The sequence below is a fragment of the Serratia sp. K1WW1 genome, assembly GCF_055790865.1.
In genome coordinates this window covers 4,253,227-4,271,556 of sequence record NZ_CM147697.1, presented here as the reverse complement: position 1 = coordinate 4,271,556, position 18,330 = coordinate 4,253,227, and the positions used below count along the sequence as shown (strand labels likewise).

Genomic DNA, 18,330 nt, shown 5'->3' with positions numbered 1-18,330 from the left:
TCCTGATGATGAAGAAACTACTGGCCCTGTGCCTGGGCGGCTATTCCGCGTTGGCCGTGGCCGGTTTTGACGTAGTGGCGCTGGGCGTCGACGGTGGCGTCAGCGACGGCAATCTGACTTCTTATCTGATCCGCAGTGATAGCCAGACGCAGTATCTGGCACTGGATGCCGGGACGCTGCTGCCGGGGATTGCCAAAGGGCTGGAAAAGGGCAGTTTTCCACAGGTCACGCCCGAACTGGCCGCTCCCTACACCCCTCAGGGCTATATTTTCCGTCAGCTGATTGGCGGTTACTTCATTAGCCACGGCCATCTGGATCACGTGGCTGGGTTGATCCTCGGTTCACCGGAAGACAGTAAGAAAACCGTTTATGCGCAGGCCGATACTGTATTGACCCTGCGCAATCATTATTTTAACTGGAAAGCCTGGCCCAATTTTACCGATGCCGGTAATGGCTCGCGGCTAGGCACTTACCGCTTGCAAACGGTGCGTCCGCTGCAGCGCGTGACCCTGGGACTGACCGGTTTGAGCGGGGTGATGTACCCACTTAGCCACGATCGCTACCCCTCTTCGATGTTGCTGGTGGCGGACCGCGAAGGGTCATTTGCCTACTTTGGCGATACCGGGCCGGATGCGCTGGAACAGTCACGCAATCTGGATGGCGCCTGGCGCGCACTGGGGCCGCTGATTGAGCAGAAGAAGCTGAAGGGCATGATTATCGAAACCTCTTACCCGAACGAGGTGGATGACAAGCATCTGTATGGTCATCTGACCCCGGCCTGGCTACTGAAGGAGCTGAAAAACCTCCAGCAGTACAGCGGCGGAGAGGGATCGTTAAAAGATCTGCCGGTGATCATCAGCCACATCAAGCCCAGCCTGAAACAGGGGGAAGATGTGCGAGCTACCATCAAGCAACAGCTGGATCAGGGCAACGATCTGGGAGTGAAATTTATCCTGATGGAACAGGGCGATCGGCAACAATTTTGAATGAGAGTGAGATGACTATGCGTAACCTCGATCTGGAACATCTGATCAACAGCGAACTCAACTGTGCGGCCTTCCAGGACTACGCGCCAAATGGCCTACAGGTGGAAGGGCGGGCGCATGTGCAGCGCATCGTGACGGGAGTGACGGCCTGCCAGGCTTTGTTGGATGCTGCGGTGGAACATCAGGCGGATGCCATAGTGGTGCATCATGGTTACTTCTGGAAAAACGAAGCACCCGCGGTGCGCGGCATGAAGCGTAACCGGCTGAAAACTCTGCTGAGCAACGATATCAACCTGTATGGCTACCACTTGCCGCTGGATGCACACCCGGAACTGGGGAATAACGCGCAGTTGGCAAAGGCGTTGGGCATCCGCGTGATCGGTGAGATCGAACCTTTGGTGCCGCACGGAGAATTTGAGCAACCGCTCAGCGCGGGTGAATTACAACAGCGTATCGAGAGCCGTCTTGGCCGAGCTGTGTTGCACTGTGGTGATAATGCACCGCAGGCAATCCGTCGGGTGGCCTGGTGTACCGGTGGCGGCCAGGGATTTATCGACAGCGCGGCGCGATTTGGCGTTGATGCGTTTATCAGCGGAGAAGTTTCTGAGCAAACTATTCATACGGCGCGGGAGATGGGTGTGCACTTTTTTGCCGCCGGCCATCACGCGACGGAACGTGGTGGGATCAAGGCGTTAGGCGAGTGGTTGGCGCAACATCACGGCTTTGACGTCACCTTTATCGATATCCCCAATCCGGCCTGATTTGCCTATGGGTTCGGTAAAACGAACCCTTTAGCGCTGCTAATCCCTTATATTCCCGAAGGTTGCTCTCTTGACAGCCGACGTTACGTCCCGCATAACTGATACGCTTTTCAAATAATAAAATACCCTGTGAACTTCAAGTTGCTACCCAGTGACCCGCTCATTCGTTCGTGAGCGGTCAGTCATGCTGCGGCTTGAAACACGACGAGTATAAGGAGATAGGGGTGCAACGAGCACAATATTACCTGCTAGGGGAACGCGCTGTAGTGCTTGAATTGGCACCCCCGGTGACGCTGCAAAGTCAGCAGCGTATCTGGGCATTGGCAGAAAAGTTAAATCACCACAGTGACGTACGGGAAGTAGTGCCGGGAATGAATAACCTGACGCTGTTGCTGTATACGCCGCAGGCCGATGCCGAGGCGATGCTGGAGCTGCTGCGTCAAGGATGGGAAGGTAACGAAAGCCTGGTGCCAGAGTCCCGCGATGTCGATATCCCGGTGATCTATGGCGGCGAATATGGTCCAGACCTGGATGAGGTGGCGCGCCATACCGGCATGACGCCGCAACAGGTGGTGGAATGCCATTCGTCCACCGCGTATGTGGTTTATTTCCTGGGCTTCCAACCTGGTTTTACCTATCTGGGGGGGATGCCGGAGCGTCTGGCCACTCCTCGCCGTGCGGAACCCCGCCTGTCTGTTGCTGCGGGTTCTGTGGGGATCGGTGGCGGCCAGACGGGGATCTATCCTCTGGTCACGCCTGGCGGTTGGCAACTGATTGGCCGCACGCCGTTGGCGCTGTTTAATCCGAATGAAATGCCGCCGACGCTGCTGCGCCCAGGCGATAACGTGCGCTTTGTACCGCAAAAGGGGGGCGTATGCTGAAGATCTTGCGAGCCGGTATTTACACCACCGTCCAGGACCTGGGGCGTAACGGTTTCCGGCGTTTGGGCATCAGCCAGGGCGGTGCTCTGGATATCCCCGCGCTGAAAATAGCCAACCTGCTGGTGGGCAATCCGGCTGAAGCAGCAGGGTTGGAGATCACGCTGGGGCAATTCAGTGCCGAATTTACCCATAATGGGTGGATTGCGCTGACCGGCGCGGGCTGCGATGCTCAGTTGGACGGCAAATCTTTGTGGACGGGCTGGCGCTATCCGGTAAAAAAAGGCCAGCAACTGACGCTGAAGATGCCTAAACGCGGGATGCGCAGCTATCTGGCGGTGTCTGGCGGCATCAACGTGCCGGAGATGCTGGGCTCACGCAGCACCGATCTGAAAGCGGGCTTTGGTGGATTAGAAGGCCGGCAGTTGAAAGAGGGCGACCTGCTGCCAGCGGGTAAGCCGCAGGCGCTGCCGACCACGGTCATCGGGGTGAAACAGCCGCTGTTCAGCAACCGGATCAGAGTGTTGACCGGGCCGGAATATGACGAGTTCAGCCAACAGGCGCAGGACGATTTCTGGCGTACCGCCTGGCAGCTCAGCCCGCAGAGTAACCGCATGGGTTATCGCCTGCACGGTGGTAGCGCCCTGACTCGCACCACTGAACGGGAAATGCTCTCCCATGGCCTGATACCTGGCGTCATCCAGGTCCCACACAACGGCCAGCCGATCGTCTTGATGGCCGATGCTCAGACTACCGGGGGTTATCCGCGAATTGCCTGCGTGATCGAGGCCGATCTGTTCCACTTGGCGCAGATCCGTCTGGGGGATGCGCTTCACTTTATCCCCTGCACCCTGGCAGAGGCGCAGCGCGCCAAGGCTGAGCAGGATCACTTTATTCAACAGATTGCCTGGGGGGTTAAATGATCGTCGATTTGAATGCCGATCTCGGTGAAGGTTGCGCCAATGACGAAGCGCTATTGCAGTTGGTCAGCTCGGCCAATATTGCCTGCGGCTTCCATGCCGGGGATGCCCAGACCATGCGTCAATCGGTGCGCTGGGCGTTGCAATACGGTGTGGCGATTGGTGCTCATCCCAGTTTCCCGGATCGGGAAAACTTCGGCCGCACCCGGATGCAGTTACCGGTAGAAACGGTGTATGCCCAAGTGGTGTATCAACTGGGGGCGCTGGCCGCCATTACCCTTGCTGAAGGCGGCGTGATGGCCCATGTGAAACCGCACGGCATGCTCTACAACCAGGCGGCGGTGGAGCCTGAACTGGCCGAAGCCATTGCTCGTGCAGTGTATGCGGTAGACCCTTCGTTACGCTTGGTGGGGTTGGCTGGCAGTGAGCTGATCCGTGCAGGTGAAAAACTGGGGTTGGCGACGCGGCAGGAAGTGTTTGCCGATCGCGGTTATCAGGCCGATGGAACATTGGTGCCTCGTGGGCAACCAGGAGCACTGATTGCCAGTGATGAACTGGCATTGCAACAGACGCTGGAAATGGTTCGCCACCAGCGTGTACGAACCGTTGAGGGGGGCTGGGCCTCCGTCAAGGCTGAAACCGTTTGCCTGCACGGCGACGGGGAACATGCACTGGCCTATGCCAGGAAGCTGAGAGAGAGCTTTGCTCAGCAGCAGATTGGCGTCAGCGCCGCATAAAAAAATAATGACTACAGCAAACACAACATTGCCTGCAAGACCGAGGGCGACAAGAGGGAAGTTAATATGGAACAAGCGGTAAACCTCTGGCCACTGATCGGCATCGCTGCCATCGTGGTTGGATTTGTATTACGTTTTAACCCGGTGCTGGTGGTGATCGCCGCCGGTATAATCACCGGGCTGGCGGCGCTGATGCCGCTGGATGTCATTTTGGAAAAGCTCGGCGAGGGCTTTCTCAATACCCGTAACCTGCCGCTGATCCTGCTGTTGCCGCTGCCGATTATCGGGCTGCTAGAGCGCCACGGTTTGAAAGAACGTGCGCAGGCGTGGATTGCCAAAATCAAAAGCGCCACCGCAGGGCGTTTGCTGATCGTCTACCTGTTTGTGCGTGAAGTGACGGCGGCAATGGGGCTAACCAGCCTGGGGGGCCAACCTCAGATGGTGCGTCCGCTGTTGGCACCGATGGCGGAGGGGGCCACGGAAAACCGCTATGGGGAACTGCCGGAACGTGTGCGCTATCGTCTGCGGGCAATGTCTGCTGCGACCGATAACGTCGGGCTGTTCTTTGGCGAAGATATTTTTGTCGCCTTTGGCGCGATCATCTTTATGCATAACTTTATGCTGGAATCCGGTGGCATTCAGACCGAACCGCTGCACATTGCGCTGTGGGGGATCCCAACGGCGATCTTTGCCTTCCTGATCCACTCGTTCCGTTTGTACCGCATGGACAAACAACTCAACGCTGAACTGAGCAAACTTAACCAGGCTGCGTTGCAGGCCAAGGGAGAAGGCCAATGATATTCCAACAACAATATCTCTATTGGCTGGCGGGGGCGGTATTACTGATCGTCGCCGCGATGTCGTTTCGCGATAAGGCCAACCCACGTCGTATTTCTACCGGCCTGTTCTGGGCCTTGTACGGATTGATCTTCCTGGTAGGGGATTGGACCTATGGGCTATTTGGCTCTGGGGCCGAAGCCAAGCATCAACTGCATATCACCGTGGGCGTGCTGGTGGTGGTAATGGCTCTGATCGCCGGTTTTGGCGGTGTGCGTCTTGGTAGCTATCATCAGCGCAGCCAGCAAGAACGCGAAACCAGTGCCAAACGTTTGGGCAACCGTCTGTTTATCCCGGCGCTGGCGATCCCGGTCGTCACGGTGATCGGCGTGCTGCTGTTCAATAACATCCCGGCCTTGCAACAGGCGGTGTTTGGCAGCGGTAACCACTCCACCTTGATTACGTTGTTCTCCATGACCCTCGGCTGTTTGCTTGGCCTGGTTATTGCAGTGAAGATGACCCGTGAGAAAGTGTCGCAGCCAGTGCAGGAAGCTCGTCGCCTATTGGACTCCATCGGCTGGGCCTTCATTCTGCCGCAGATCTTGGCTACTCTTGGCCTGCTGTTCACCGTTGCGGGCGTCGGTACTGCTATCTCCCATCTGACGCAGGAATATCTGGCGGTAGATAACCGTTTTATCGCCGTAGCGGTGTATGCCATCGGCATGGCCGTATTAACCATGATCATGGGGAACGCGTTTGCGGCTTTCCCGATTGTCACTGCGGGTATCGGTATCCCGATCCTGGTACTGCAACACGGCGGTAACCCCGCGGTGATGGCGGCTATCGGCATGTTCTCCGGCTATTGCGGCACGTTGATGACGCCAATGGCTGCTAACTTTAATATTGTACCGGCGGCGCTACTGGAGTTGCCGGACAAGAATGCGGTTATCAAGGCGCAAATACCGACCGGGGTCACGTTGCTGCTGGTTAACGTATTCCTGCTTTATTTCCTGATGTTCCTCTAGGAGAACGCATGCAGAAAGTATTGATTACCGGCTTTGAGCCGTTTGGCGGCGAGCGTGTCAATCCATCCTGGGAGGTGGTGAAGCAGCTTAACGATCTGGAGCTTGGCGGGGCGCACATTATCGCGCGCCAGCTACCTTGCGTCTTCGGTGAGGCGTTGGCGGTGCTGAATGCGGCCATTGACGAAGTTCAGCCAGCGATGGTGCTGGCGATCGGCCAGGCGGGCGGGCGCACTGACATCACGCTGGAACGAGTCGCTATTAACGTCGATGACGCGCGCATTCCCGATAATCAGGGACAGCAGCCGATCGACCAGGCCATTGTGGCAGATGGCCCAGCGGCCTATTTCAGTACCTTGCCGATCAAGGCGGTGGTGAATGCGATGCGTGAGGCTGGCATTCCGGCCTCGGTATCACAAACCGCCGGGACCTATGTCTGCAACCATGTGATGTATGGTCTGTTGTACCGCTTAAGCGGGCAGCAGGCGGTGAAGGGCGGCTTTATCCATATCCCTTACCTGCCTGAGCAGGCGGCACAGCATCCTGGTGCGCCGAGTATGGCAGCCCAGACGGTGCTGTTTGCTTTGGAAATGGCAATTTCGATCGCCTTGCAGGTAGAGCATGACTTGAAAGTGGTGGGTGGCGCCACGCACTGAGGTCATTTATGCTACCTCCATGTTAACCCTAGGGTTCGGCTTGCCGGACCCTTTTCAATCAAGGAGTTGCCCATGCCAGAAGGGCCGGAGATCCGCCGGGCGGCAGATAAGCTGGCGGCGGTGATGATCGATCAACCACTGACCGAAGTCTGGTTTGCTTTCCCGCAACTGAAACACTATCAGGCTGAGCTGGTCGGTGAACGTATCACTGCCATCGAACCGCGTGGTAAAGCCTTGTTAACCGATTTCTCCAACGGTTTGACCATGTACAGCCACAACCAGCTTTACGGCGTGTGGAAGGTGGTGCGAGCTGGCGAAACGCCAGAAACCAAGCGCGATCTGCGCGTGCGACTGGAGACGGCCGAGTGGGCGATTTTGTTGTATAGCGCTTCGGATATCACCATTGCGCCGCGCGGTGAGATCGAGCAACACCCGTTCTTAAAACGTATTGGTCCTGACGTGCTGGATATGGATTTGACCGTAGAGCAGGTGGAACAGCGGCTGTTATCGCCGGCGTTTTGTAGGCGCCAACTGGGCGGAATGCTGCTGGATCAGTCTTTTCTGGCTGGCCTGGGCAATTACTTGCGAGCCGAGATTTTGTGGCAGGCAGAACTGGCACCCAAGCATAAGCCGCAGGATCTCACCCCTGATGCGCTGCATCAGTTGGCGCAGGCGCTGTTGGATATTCCACGCATTTCATATCAGACCCGTGGTCAGGTAGATGAAAATCGCCATCACGGTACGCTGTTCAGCTTCAAGGTGTTTCATCGCAGCGGTGAGCCTTGCCCGCGCTGTGGCGCGATGATCGAGAAAACGGCGCTATCTTCGCGGCCGTTCTATTGGTGCCCGGTTTGCCAGCGGTGATAGAACTTACCGATTAACTGAGCTCAAATCTTGTAGAAGAGTGTGTTTGCAGCGATGGGAGACTGGACGAAGCCGAAGTACTCATAGAATGCTCTCGCTTGATCATCTATCGCGTGCACCATGATGGCTTTAATACCCACTTGGTCTGCCAGATTGACAACACGCCTTACAGCATCATTAAGCATCCACTTGCCAAAGCGATGGCCCTGGGTACATGCATCAACGGCCAGACGTCCCAGCAGGACGATGGGAACAGGATCTGGCATGTTTTGGCGAAGGCTACGGCCTAAATCGGCGTGACTGACGGAACCGGTTGCAATGGAGTAATAACCCACAACACGCTTGGTGCCTTCCAGACAAATAACGAAAGTGCGGGAGGCATTCAGGAGTTGGTTTCTCATGGCTCGACGGCGTAACCAGTCGCTCAACACCTCATTTCCGCAGTCGAATGGTTGGAGAATATGCTCTTCTGTCAGCAGTTCCGGCGCGGTAATGATTATTTCCATTCAGGCTTCACATCCATTAAGCGCTTGCGCCCTTCGACGTTTTGCACAGGAGCTTCAAGCTGTTCAATGAATGCCTGATAGCGCGCATCATCAAGCACGAATACCCGCTGATCCAGGATGATGTTCTGTGCTTCATGAACCGCCTTCTCAATGATGAAGTCGGTCCGGTTCTTATTGACCAGACTCGCAGCATAGTCGATGACTGCACGCTCTTCTTCGGTCGCCCGGACGTTAATCTGTTTGTCACGAGTCGGTTTACGAACGGTTTTCTGCATGGTATCCACCTTATGGTAACAAAATGCTATACGTTGATAATAGCTATAAAGGTAACGGATTGCTATACGTTAAGCGCGATGATGACAATGACGCTCGTAGAGGTAACGTGCTGTACGCCCCTCACCCCAACCCTCTCCCACAGGGAGAGGGAGCTGGTACAGTGTGGTTGTTGAATTGGTGTCGATCTGTCACCTACCGAGTCGTTCGCTATAAAAGGAGAGAGAACCGATACGATTTACTATTGGGCAAGTGTCATTATGTAGCACGTCAAATCTGAGGGAGTATTAATGGGGGGGGGGGGGCGGGTGAGAACCAGCGTTGATGTGTGGCACGGTAGATCCCCTCTCCCTGTGGGAGAGGGTTAGGGTGAGGGGCCGTATGACGCCCCTGCTAAAGCTTACTTTTTAACCTGAGACTTGAACTCACGCTCGGCATAGCCGGTATACAGCTGACGTGGACGAGCGATCTTGATGCCTTCGTCATGCATTTCGTTCCAGTGGGCAATCCAGCCAATGGTACGGGCAATCGCGAAGATCACCGTAAACATGGAAGAAGGAATACCCATCGCTTTCAGGATGATACCTGAATAGAAATCGACGTTCGGGTACAGTTTCTTCTCGATGAAGTACGGGTCGTTCAACGCGATGTGTTCCAGTTCCATCGCGACCTGCAGCAGGTTGTCGTCTTTCTTGTTCAGTTCTTTCAGCACTTCGTGACAGGTTTCACGCATCACGGTGGCGCGCGGATCGTAGTTTTTGTACACGCGGTGGCCAAAGCCCATCAGACGGAACGAGTCGTTCTTGTCTTTTGCACGTTTGATGAACTCAGGGATGTGCTCAACGGTTTTGATCTCTTCGAGCATCTTCAGTGCCGCTTCGTTGGCACCGCCGTGTGCTGGCCCCCAAAGGGAAGCGATACCGGCCGCGATACAGGCAAACGGGTTGGCACCGGATGAACCGGCGGTACGCACGGTGGAGGTGGACGCGTTCTGCTCATGGTCGGCATGCAGGATCAGAATACGATCCATGGCGCGTTCCAGCACCGGGTTCACCACGTACTCTTCGCAAGGTGTAGCAAACATCATGCGCAGGAAGTTACCGGCGTAGGACAGGTCGTTGCGTGGGTAAACAAACGGCTGGCCAAGGGAATACTTGTAACACATCGCTGCCACGGTAGGCATTTTGGACAGCAGGCGGAAAGCGGTGATCTCACGGTGACGTTCATTGTTGACGTCCAGCGCATCGTGATAGAACGCGGCCAGGGCACCTGTTACCCCGCACAGCACCGCCATTGGGTGCGAGTCACGGCGGAAACCACGGAACAGATGGGTGATCTGGTCGTGGATCATGGTGTGACGGGTTACCGTGGTTTTGAAGGTTTCGAACTCTTCAGCGCTTGGGGTTTCGCCGTACAGCAGGATGTAGCACACCTCCAGGTAGGAGGACTCTTTTGCCAACTGCTCAATCGGGAAGCCGCGGTGCAGCAGGATACCTTTGTCACCATCGATGAACGTGATTTTGGATTCACAGGAAGCGGTAGAAGTAAAGCCGGGATCAAATGTGAAATAACCTTTGGAGCCCAGGGCGCGTACGTCAATAACATCAGGGCCCAGTGAAGGGGTGAGTACGCCCAGTTCGATCGGAGCTTCGCCGTTGTTGATGCTTAGCGTCGCTTTCTTATCAGTCATTTACAGTCTCCTTAACGCCTTATTTTAAAAACCTCTAACAACTGAAATACCTTAAATCTCCGCAGGTTGCCCGCAATAAAGTCGAGCGAACGCTAACTCTGTGAGCGACAGCGCATTTGCGCCGGTAGGGGACAGAGTTTGCACCAGGCGAACAAGACGGGTTAGCAGCCGTTAACGATTCATCGGGATTCGTTATTTTCTTTTAATCATTACCTACGATCTGTTTGGAATGTTAACCACATACACTATCGCTACACTGTTGCATAACTTGTGCTTAGGGGGAAGTGTATCCGGTGACAGCTAGTGCATCATAGGGTTGATTGCTGCCCTATTTGTAATGGAAATGTTGATCTCTTGTCAAATCAGATAATTAATTTCGTGCTAAATGTAATAATCGTGATCTAAATCACTGTTCTGGGGAAATGTGACCAAAGGGATTGTATGGGAATTGTAATAAGAATGTGAACCTCCTATACTGCCGCCAGGTCTCCGGATTACCCTGAAGTAGGAGCACCCAGCGTTATCACTACGCGCCGTTTAAGCACTAGGATGTCGATGTTTGAGCGCGTGAGGTGTAAGAGTGAAAACTCTTGGACGCTGTCTGATCCCCACCCAGGCCCGGAGGAAGGAAAATAATAAGAGCTGTGTGGGCAAAACCGTGAAAAAACAAAGACCTGTCAATCTGGATCTGCAAACGATCCGGTTTCCTGTAACTGCGATAGCGTCCATCTTACACCGAGTCTCTGGCGTAATTACTTTCGTTGCCGTGGGCATTCTCCTCTGGCTGCTGGGTATCTCTCTCTCTTCTCAAGAGGGCTTCCTGCACGCTGCCGCCATCATGAATAGCTTCTTCGTGAAATTCATTTTCTGGGGGATCCTCACCGCGTTGGCCTATCACATTTGCGGTGGCATTCGTCACTTGTTAATGGATTTTGGCTATATCGAAGAGAGTTTAGCCGCAGGTACCCGTTCTGCCCAGGTGGCGTTCGGTCTGACCGTCGTGCTGTCAATTCTGGCTGGAGTCCTCGTATGGTAAGCAACGTTTCTGCATTAGGACGTAACGGCGTACACGACTGGTTGTTACTGCGTGCTTCCGCCATCGTCATCACCCTGTATGTTCTCTATATCCTGGGCTTCGTCGTTACGGCTCCGGACATCACCTATGAAATCTGGCGCGGCTTCTTCGCCACCTCCATTACGAAAGTATTCACCTTGCTGACATTGCTGTCGATCCTGGTTCACGCCTGGGTGGGAATGTGGCAGGTGCTGACGGACTATATCAAGCCACTGGCGTTACGCCTGGTGCTGCAACTGGCGATTGTCGTCACGTTGCTGGTCTATTTACTGTACGGAACAATCGTAGTGTGGGGTGCTTAAATGAAACTGCCAATCAGAGAGTTTGATGCAGTTGTTATCGGTGCTGGTGGCGCAGGTATGCGCGCGGCGCTGCAGATTTCCCAGGCGGGCTCAACCTGTGCCCTGCTTTCCAAAGTATTCCCGACCCGTTCCCATACCGTGTCTGCACAAGGCGGCATTACCGTAGCCTTGGGCAATAACCACGAAGACAACTGGGAATGGCATATGTACGACACGGTGAAGGGTTCCGACTATATCGGTGACCAGGACGCCATTGAATATATGTGTAAAACCGGCCCGGAAGCGATTCTGGAGTTGGAACACATGGGCCTGCCGTTCTCCCGTCTGGACGATGGCCGCATTTATCAACGCCCGTTTGGCGGCCAGTCACTGAACTTTGGTGGCGAGCAGGCGGCCCGTACCGCTGCGGCGGCAGACCGTACCGGTCACGCGTTGTTGCACACCCTTTATCAGCAGAACCTGAAAAACCACACCACCATCTTCTCCGAGTGGTATGCGCTGGATCTGGTGAAAAACCAGGATGGTGCGGTAGTCGGTACCACCGCTATCTGTATCGAAACCGGTGAAGTCGTGTACTTCAAGGCCAAGGCAACTATTCTGGCTACCGGTGGGGCAGGCCGTATTTACCAATCCACCACCAACGCCCACATCAATACCGGTGACGGTGTCGGTATGGCGCTGCGTGCCGGTGTACCGGTGCAGGATATGGAAATGTGGCAGTTCCACCCAACCGGCATTGCCGGGGCTGGCGTACTGGTCACCGAAGGTTGTCGCGGTGAAGGTGGCTACCTGCTGAACAAACATGGCGAGCGTTTCATGGAACGTTATGCGCCAAATGCCAAAGATCTGGCGGGCCGTGACGTTGTGGCACGTTCGATCATGATTGAGATCCGAGAAGGCCGCGGCTGTGACGGTCCTTGGGGCCCACATGCCAAGCTGAAACTGGACCACCTGGGTAAAGAAGTGCTGGAGTCCCGCCTGCCGGGTATTCTGGAGCTGTCCCGTACCTTCGCCCACGTCGATCCGGTGAAAGAGCCGATCCCGGTCATTCCAACCTGCCACTATATGATGGGCGGTATTCCGACCAAAGTGACCGGCCAGGCGCTGACCGTGAACGAGAAAGGCGAAGACGTGGTGATCCCGGGCCTGTTCGCAGTAGGCGAAATTGCCTGCGTATCGGTACACGGAGCCAACCGTCTGGGCGGCAACTCGCTGCTGGATCTGGTGGTATTTGGTCGCTCTGCCGGTATGCACCTGCAAGAGTCGTTGGCAGAGCAGGGTGAAAGCCGCGAAGCCAGCGAATCGGACGTCGAAGCTTCGCTGGATCGTCTGAACCGTTGGAACAACACCCGTTCTGGTGAAGATCCGGTGGAAATTCGTAAGGCACTGCAATCCTGTATGCAGCATAACTTCTCGGTGTTCCGCGAAGGTGATGCGATGGCGAAAGGGTTGGAAGAGCTGAAAGTGATCCGTGAACGTCTGAAGAACGCACGCCTGGATGATACCTCCAGCGAATTCAACACCCAGCGCATCGAATGCCTGGAGTTGGATAACCTGATGGAGACCGCGTATTCCACCGCCGTGTCGGCCAACTTCCGTACCGAGAGCCGTGGCGCGCATAGCCGCTTCGACTTCCCGGAGCGTGACGATGCCAACTGGCTGTGCCATTCGCTGTATCTGCCGCAATCGGAAAGCATGACGCGTCGTGAAGTGAACATGCAACCGAAGCTGCGCGCGGCATTCCCGCCGAAAGTGCGTTCTTACTAATTGCGGAGCTCGATTGATGAAACTTGAATTCTCTATCTATCGCTACAATCCGGATGTCGATAGCGCCCCGCATATGCAGGACTACAGCCTGGAAGCGGAAGAAGGCCGTGACATGATGCTGCTGGATGCGTTGATCCAGCTGAAAGAAAAGGACCCGACCTTATCTTTCCGCCGCTCTTGCCGTGAAGGCGTGTGCGGTTCAGACGGCATCAATATGAACGGTAAGAACGGTCTGGCCTGTATCACCCCGGTCTCGTCGTTGCGTAAAGGCAACAACAAGATTGTGATCCGCCCGCTGCCGGGGTTACCGGTGGTGCGCGATCTGGTGGTGGATATGGGGCAGTTCTATACCCAGTATGAAAAAATCAAGCCGTTCCTGATTAATGATGGCAAGAACCCTCCGGCGCGTGAGCACCTGCAAACGCCGGATCAGCGGGAAAAACTGGATGGATTGTACGAATGTATTCTCTGTGCCTGTTGCTCCACCTCTTGCCCATCGTTCTGGTGGAACCCTGACAAGTTTGTTGGCCCGGCCGGTCTGTTGGCGGCGTACCGCTTCCTGATCGACAGCCGTGATACGGAAACTGAAGCACGATTGGATGATCTGAACGACGCTTTCAGTGTTTTCCGCTGCCATAGCATTATGAATTGTGTCAGTGTATGCCCTAAGGGCTTGAATCCGACCCGTGCAATTGGTCATATCAAGTCTATGCTGCTGCAACGCGGCGCATAAACAGAACGAGATGCTGCGCCGGTGGCTTTACCGGCGCACATCCCAAGAGGGTATCTCTAAAAACTGACCCGTGATTGTGGTTAAAGGCAATCAGGTTTGTCCCGCCGGTTTTTAGAGGTTCCTTGTATGGGGCCGCAAGGTCCAAAACAGAACGTGCACTTGTATAAGCACGTCTAGTGAACCGTTAAGCGTACCATTACGGTAATTATGTTAACCACGGCGAAAACTGAAGCTTTAAAGCTTAAGGGATCAAAATGCAGAACGGCGCAATGAAGGCCTGGCTGGATTCCTCCTATCTGGCGGGCGCGAACCAGTCCTACATAGAGCAGCTCTATGAAGACTTTTTAACCGATCCGAGTTCCGTTGAAGATAGTTGGCGTTCGATTTTCCAGCAACTACCAACTGCGGGTGTCAAACCCGATCAGCTCCACTCCCAAACGCGAGACTACTTCCGCCGCCTGGCGAAAGATTCTGCTCGTTATAACACCACCATCAACGATCCTGAAACCGATGCCAAGCAGGTCAAGGTATTGCAGCTGATCAACGCCTTCCGCTTCCGTGGGCATCAGCACGCCAACCTCGACCCGTTAGACCTGTGGAAGCAGGAGCGCGTTCCCGATCTCGATCCGGCGTACCACAACCTGACCGAAGCCGACTTCCAGGAAACCTTCAACGTGGGTTCTTTTGCCATCGGCAAAGAAACCATGAAGCTGAGCGATCTGTTTGCTGCGCTGAAGCAGACCTACTGCGGTTCGATCGGTGCCGAGTACATGCACATCACCAACACCGAAGAGAAACGCTGGATCCAGCAGCGCATTGAATCGGTCGCGGGGCGTGCCAGTTTCACCACCGATGAGAAACGCCGTTTCCTGAGCGAACTGACGGCGGCCGAAGGGCTGGAGCGTTACCTGGGTGCCAAATTCCCTGGGGCCAAACGCTTCTCGCTGGAAGGTGGCGATGCGCTGGTGCCGATGCTGAAAGAAATGGTGCGTCACGCGGGCAAAAACGGCACGCGTGAAGTGGTGCTGGGTATGGCCCACCGTGGCCGTCTGAACGTGTTGATCAACGTGCTGGGTAAAAAACCGGCCGACCTGTTCGACGAGTTTGCCGGCAAGCATAAAGAACATCTGGGCACCGGTGACGTGAAATATCACCAGGGCTTCTCTTCCGACGTGGAAACCGAAGGCGGCATGGTTCACCTGGCGCTGGCGTTTAACCCGTCGCACCTGGAAATCGTCAGCCCGGTCGTCATGGGGTCTGTACGTGCCCGCCGCGACCGTCTGGACGAAGCGCGCAGCAACATGGTGCTGCCAATCACCATTCACGGTGACGCGGCAATCACCGGGCAGGGCGTGGTTCAGGAAACCCTGAACATGTCGCAGGCTCGCGGTTATGAAGTGGGCGGCACGGTGCGTATCGTCATCAACAACCAGGTTGGCTTCACTACCTCCAACCCGTTGGATGCGCGTTCCACCCAATACTGTACCGATATTGCCAAGATGGTACAGGCTCCAATTTTCCACGTGAATGCCGATGATCCGGAAGCGGTGGCCTTTGTCACCCGTCTGGCGTTGGATTTCCGTAACACCTTTAAACGTGACGTGATGATCGATCTGGTCTGCTACCGTCGCCATGGGCATAACGAGGCCGATGAGCCAAGTGCTACCCAGCCGGTGATGTACCAGAAGATCAAGAAACACCCAACGCCACGCAAACTCTACGCTGACGTGCTGACCGAACAGAAGGTTGCCAGCCTGGAAGATGCCACGGAAATGGTCAACCTGTATCGCGATGCTCTCGACCGCGGTGACTGCGTGGTTGAAGAGTGGCGTCCGATGAACCTGCACTCCTTTACCTGGTCGCCATACCTGAACCATGAGTGGGACGAAGAGTACCCAAGCAAGGTTGAGATGAAGCGCCTGCAGGAACTGGCTCGCCGCATCAGCAGCGTACCGGAAGCGATCGAAATGCAGTCGCGCGTTGCGAAAATCTACGGCGATCGTGCCGAGATGGCCGCAGGCAACAAGCCGTTTGACTGGGGCGCAGCGGAAACGCTGGCTTACGCCACCATGGCTGATGAAGGCATCCCAATCCGTATTTCCGGTGAAGATGCTGGCCGTGGCACCTTCTTCCACCGCCATGCGGTGGTGCACAACCAGAAAAATGGTTCCGTCTATGTCCCGCTGGCTAATATCCACAGCGGCCAGGGCGAATTCAAAGTCTGGGACTCGGTGCTGTCTGAAGAAGCCGTTCTGGCATTCGAATATGGCTACGCCACCGCAGAGCCGCGCACCCTGACCATCTGGGAAGCGCAGTTTGGCGACTTTGCCAACGGTGCTCAGGTAGTGATCGACCAGTTCATCAGCTCCGGTGAGCAGAAATGGGGCCGTATGTGTGGCCTGGTGATGCTGCTGCCGCACGGTTACGAAGGCCAGGGCCCAGAGCACTCCTCTGCGCGTCTGGAACGTTACCTGCAGCTGTGTGCAGAACAGAACATGCAGGTGTGCATCCCGTCCACTCCGGCACAGGTCTACCATATGCTGCGCCGTCAGGCGTTGCGCGGTATGCGCCGTCCGCTGGTGGTGATGTCACCGAAGTCCTTGCTGCGTCATCCGCTGGCAGTCTCTTCCCTGGAAGAGCTGGCAAACGGCACCTTCCAACCGGCCATCGGCGAAATTGACGAGCTGGATGCCAAAGCGGTGAAACGCGTGGTGCTGTGTTCTGGTAAGGTTTATTACGATCTGCTGGAGCAACGCCGCAAGAACGACCAGAAAGACGTGGCTATCGTACGTATCGAGCAGCTGTATCCGTTCCCGCATCAGGCCGTTCAAGCGGTATTGGAACAGTATGCCCACGTGCATGATTTCGTCTGGTGTCAGGAAGAGCCGTTGAACCAGGGTGCCTGGTATTGCAGCCAACACAATTTCCGTGAAGTGATCCCGTTTGGGGCCTCTTTACGTTACGCAGGACGTCCAGCCTCTGCCTCTCCGGCGGTAGGTTATATGTCCGTACACCAGAAGCAGCAGCAGGCTCTGGTGAATGACGCGCTGAATATTGAAGAAAAAATTTAAAGGAAAGCTAATGAGTAGCGTAGATATTCTGGTTCCTGACCTCCCTGAATCCGTTGCCGATGCGACCGTCGCCACCTGGCATAAAAAACCGGGTGATACCGTTCAGCGTGACGAAGTGCTGGTTGAGATTGAAACCGACAAAGTTGTATTGGAAGTGCCAGCCAGTGAAGCCGGTGTACTGGAAGCGATCCTGGAAGACGAAGGCGCAACCGTGACTTCACGTCAGCTTCTCGGCCGTATCCGTCAGGGTGACAGCTCTGGCAAGCCGACCGAAGCGAAAGCTCAGAGCGTTGAGTCAACTCCGGCACAGCGCGCAACCGCCAGCCTGGAAGAAGAGAACAACGACGCACTCAGCCCGGCGATCCGCCGCCTGATTGCTGAACACGATCTCGATGCTGCCGCCATCAAAGGCAGCGGCGTGGGTGGCCGTATCACGCGTGAAGACGTAGAAGCGCACCTGGCTGCCAGCAAGAAAGCAGCACCGGCTGCAGCAGCCCCAGCGGCGGCACCTCAGCCAGCCTTGGGCGGCCGTAGCGAAAAACGTGTTCCTATGACCCGCCTGCGCAAACGCGTGGCCGAGCGCCTGTTGGAAGCGAAGAACAGCACCGCGATGCTGACCACCTTCAACGAAATCAACATGCAGCCGATCATGGATCTGCGCAAGCAGTACGGTGAAGCGTTCGAAAAACGCCACGGTGTACGTCTGGGCTTTATGTCCTTCTACATCAAAGCGGTAGTCGAAGCGCTGAAACGCTTCCCGGAAGTGAACGCCTCTATCGACGGCAGCGACGTGGTTTACCACAACTACTTCGATATCAGCATTGCGGTATCGACTCCACGCGGCCTGGTAACGCCGGTACTGCGCGATGTCGACTCCATGAGCATGGCGGACATCGAGAAGAAAATCAAAGAGCTGGCGATCAAAGGCCGTGACGGCAAATTGACCGTGGAAGAACTGACCGGCGGTAACTTCACCATTACCAACGGCGGCGTCTTCGGTTCATTGATGTCCACCCCGATCATCAACCCACCACAGAGCGCCATCCTGGGTATGCACGCCATCAAGGATCGCCCGATGGCGGTCAATGGTCAGGTCGTGATCCAGCCGATGATGTATCTGGCTCTGTCTTACGATCATCGTCTGATCGATGGCAAAGAGTCGGTGAGTTATCTGGTGACGGTGAAAGACATGCTGGAAGATCCGGCTCGTCTGCTGCTGGACGTTTAATCCCTGCAAGGGCGCGGTTTTTGCCGCGCCCACACCCTGTGCTATGTGGCCGATAAGTCATGCGGAATACCGCGAAAGTGACCC

The 18,330-nt window shown here is 55.6% G+C and carries 18 protein-coding genes; 15 read left to right on the top strand and 3 right to left on the bottom strand.

Annotated features, from left to right (window positions below):
* Positions 1-5: 5 nt before the first annotated feature.
* The 9 genes from ACX9GU_RS19340 (at position 6) to nei (ending at position 7,601) form a co-directional block, all read left to right on the top strand.
* The gene (locus tag ACX9GU_RS19340; protein ID WP_059200164.1) at positions 6-986 is read left to right on the top strand and encodes an MBL fold metallo-hydrolase; all 981 of its coding nucleotides are present in this window, start codon (positions 6-8) and stop codon (positions 984-986) included.
* Positions 987-1,003: 17 nt separating this feature from the next.
* On the top strand, positions 1,004-1,747 hold the full coding sequence (locus tag ACX9GU_RS19335) for a type 2 GTP cyclohydrolase I (RefSeq protein WP_059201989.1): 744 nt from the start codon (positions 1,004-1,006) through the stop codon (positions 1,745-1,747).
* 224 nt (positions 1,748-1,971) lie between these two features.
* Positions 1,972-2,628: a 5-oxoprolinase subunit PxpB gene (gene pxpB, locus ACX9GU_RS19330; RefSeq protein WP_473192592.1), complete on the top strand. Its 657-nt coding sequence runs from the start codon at positions 1,972-1,974 to the stop codon at positions 2,626-2,628.
* Positions 2,622-3,548: a 5-oxoprolinase subunit PxpC gene (pxpC, locus tag ACX9GU_RS19325; RefSeq protein ID WP_024529340.1), complete on the top strand. Its 927-nt coding sequence runs from the start codon at positions 2,622-2,624 to the stop codon at positions 3,546-3,548. The genes pxpB and pxpC overlap by 7 nt, the downstream gene beginning before the upstream one ends.
* Complete coding sequence (gene pxpA / locus ACX9GU_RS19320; RefSeq protein ID WP_473192591.1) at positions 3,545-4,282, top strand: 5-oxoprolinase subunit PxpA; 738 nt, start codon at positions 3,545-3,547, stop codon at positions 4,280-4,282. The genes pxpC and pxpA overlap by 4 nt, the downstream gene beginning before the upstream one ends.
* A 66-nt stretch (positions 4,283-4,348) precedes the next feature.
* Positions 4,349-5,080, top strand: coding sequence for a DUF969 domain-containing protein (locus ACX9GU_RS19315; protein WP_021805279.1), 732 nt, complete (start codon positions 4,349-4,351; stop codon positions 5,078-5,080).
* On the top strand, positions 5,077-6,084 hold the full coding sequence (locus tag ACX9GU_RS19310; protein ID WP_473192590.1) for a DUF979 domain-containing protein: 1,008 nt from the start codon (positions 5,077-5,079) through the stop codon (positions 6,082-6,084). The genes ACX9GU_RS19315 and ACX9GU_RS19310 overlap by 4 nt, the downstream gene beginning before the upstream one ends.
* An 8-nt stretch (positions 6,085-6,092) precedes the next feature.
* The gene (gene pcp / locus ACX9GU_RS19305) at positions 6,093-6,737 is read left to right on the top strand and encodes a pyroglutamyl-peptidase I (RefSeq protein ID WP_473192589.1); all 645 of its coding nucleotides are present in this window, start codon (positions 6,093-6,095) and stop codon (positions 6,735-6,737) included.
* A 72-nt stretch (positions 6,738-6,809) separates the two neighbouring features.
* Positions 6,810-7,601: an endonuclease VIII gene (gene nei, locus ACX9GU_RS19300; protein ID WP_473192588.1), complete on the top strand. Its 792-nt coding sequence runs from the start codon at positions 6,810-6,812 to the stop codon at positions 7,599-7,601.
* A gap of 23 nt (positions 7,602-7,624) precedes the next feature.
* Here the strand turns inward: nei and ACX9GU_RS19295 are convergent, their stop codons facing one another.
* From ACX9GU_RS19295 to ACX9GU_RS19285, 3 genes are all read right to left on the bottom strand, one after another.
* Positions 7,625-8,107 carry a GNAT family N-acetyltransferase gene (locus tag ACX9GU_RS19295; protein ID WP_473192587.1) on the bottom strand — a complete coding sequence of 161 codons (483 nt, stop codon included), beginning with the start codon at positions 8,105-8,107 and terminating at the stop codon, positions 7,625-7,627.
* Positions 8,098-8,382: a type II toxin-antitoxin system TacA family antitoxin gene (locus ACX9GU_RS19290; protein ID WP_071683113.1), complete on the bottom strand. Its 285-nt coding sequence runs from the start codon at positions 8,380-8,382 to the stop codon at positions 8,098-8,100. The genes ACX9GU_RS19295 and ACX9GU_RS19290 overlap by 10 nt, the downstream gene beginning before the upstream one ends.
* 398 nt (positions 8,383-8,780) lie before the next feature.
* On the bottom strand, positions 8,781-10,070 hold the full coding sequence (locus ACX9GU_RS19285) for a citrate synthase (RefSeq protein ID WP_021805275.1): 1,290 nt from the start codon (positions 10,068-10,070) through the stop codon (positions 8,781-8,783).
* A 646-nt stretch (positions 10,071-10,716) separates the two neighbouring features.
* Here ACX9GU_RS19285 and sdhC point away from each other — a divergent pair.
* The 6 genes from sdhC to odhB all read left to right on the top strand — a co-directional run bounded on the left by sdhC (position 10,717) and on the right by odhB (position 18,246).
* A complete protein-coding gene (gene sdhC, locus ACX9GU_RS19280) occupies positions 10,717-11,106 on the top strand; it encodes a succinate dehydrogenase cytochrome b556 subunit (RefSeq protein WP_024483149.1) in 390 nt (129 codons plus the stop codon).
* The gene (sdhD, locus tag ACX9GU_RS19275; RefSeq protein WP_021805273.1) at positions 11,100-11,447 is read left to right on the top strand and encodes a succinate dehydrogenase membrane anchor subunit; all 348 of its coding nucleotides are present in this window, start codon (positions 11,100-11,102) and stop codon (positions 11,445-11,447) included. The genes sdhC and sdhD overlap by 7 nt, the downstream gene beginning before the upstream one ends.
* Entirely contained in the window at positions 11,448-13,214 is a 1,767-nt protein-coding gene (sdhA, locus tag ACX9GU_RS19270; protein WP_024529344.1) for a succinate dehydrogenase flavoprotein subunit, read from the top strand.
* Positions 13,215-13,230: 16 nt separating this feature from the next.
* Positions 13,231-13,947 carry a succinate dehydrogenase iron-sulfur subunit gene (locus ACX9GU_RS19265; protein WP_021805271.1) on the top strand — a complete coding sequence of 239 codons (717 nt, stop codon included), beginning with the start codon at positions 13,231-13,233 and terminating at the stop codon, positions 13,945-13,947.
* A 254-nt stretch (positions 13,948-14,201) separates the two neighbouring features.
* Positions 14,202-17,018 carry a 2-oxoglutarate dehydrogenase E1 component gene (gene sucA / locus ACX9GU_RS19260; RefSeq protein ID WP_166734456.1) on the top strand — a complete coding sequence of 939 codons (2,817 nt, stop codon included), beginning with the start codon at positions 14,202-14,204 and terminating at the stop codon, positions 17,016-17,018.
* Positions 17,019-17,028: 10 nt separating this feature from the next.
* Positions 17,029-18,246, top strand: a complete 1,218-nt coding sequence (gene odhB / locus ACX9GU_RS19255) for a 2-oxoglutarate dehydrogenase complex dihydrolipoyllysine-residue succinyltransferase (protein WP_021805269.1) — start codon at positions 17,029-17,031, stop codon at positions 18,244-18,246.
* Positions 18,247-18,330 lie beyond the last annotated feature (84 nt).

Coding starts and splice junctions, on each gene's coding strand:
- ACX9GU_RS19340 (WP_059200164.1), top strand. CDS start 6: ATGATGAAGAAACTACTGGCCCTGTGCCTGGGCGGCTATTCCGCGTTG.
- ACX9GU_RS19335 (WP_059201989.1), top strand. CDS start 1,004: ATGCGTAACCTCGATCTGGAACATCTGATCAACAGCGAACTCAACTGT.
- pxpC (WP_024529340.1), top strand. CDS start 2,622: ATGCTGAAGATCTTGCGAGCCGGTATTTACACCACCGTCCAGGACCTG.
- pxpA (WP_473192591.1), top strand. CDS start 3,545: ATGATCGTCGATTTGAATGCCGATCTCGGTGAAGGTTGCGCCAATGAC.
- ACX9GU_RS19315 (WP_021805279.1), top strand. CDS start 4,349: ATGGAACAAGCGGTAAACCTCTGGCCACTGATCGGCATCGCTGCCATC.
- ACX9GU_RS19310 (WP_473192590.1), top strand. CDS start 5,077: ATGATATTCCAACAACAATATCTCTATTGGCTGGCGGGGGCGGTATTA.
- pcp (WP_473192589.1), top strand. CDS start 6,093: ATGCAGAAAGTATTGATTACCGGCTTTGAGCCGTTTGGCGGCGAGCGT.
- nei (WP_473192588.1), top strand. CDS start 6,810: ATGCCAGAAGGGCCGGAGATCCGCCGGGCGGCAGATAAGCTGGCGGCG.
- ACX9GU_RS19295 (WP_473192587.1), bottom strand. CDS start 8,107: ATGGAAATAATCATTACCGCGCCGGAACTGCTGACAGAAGAGCATATT.
- ACX9GU_RS19290 (WP_071683113.1), bottom strand. CDS start 8,382: ATGCAGAAAACCGTTCGTAAACCGACTCGTGACAAACAGATTAACGTC.
- ACX9GU_RS19285 (WP_021805275.1), bottom strand. CDS start 10,070: ATGACTGATAAGAAAGCGACGCTAAGCATCAACAACGGCGAAGCTCCG.
- sdhD (WP_021805273.1), top strand. CDS start 11,100: ATGGTAAGCAACGTTTCTGCATTAGGACGTAACGGCGTACACGACTGG.
- sdhA (WP_024529344.1), top strand. CDS start 11,448: ATGAAACTGCCAATCAGAGAGTTTGATGCAGTTGTTATCGGTGCTGGT.
- ACX9GU_RS19265 (WP_021805271.1), top strand. CDS start 13,231: ATGAAACTTGAATTCTCTATCTATCGCTACAATCCGGATGTCGATAGC.
- sucA (WP_166734456.1), top strand. CDS start 14,202: ATGCAGAACGGCGCAATGAAGGCCTGGCTGGATTCCTCCTATCTGGCG.
- odhB (WP_021805269.1), top strand. CDS start 17,029: ATGAGTAGCGTAGATATTCTGGTTCCTGACCTCCCTGAATCCGTTGCC.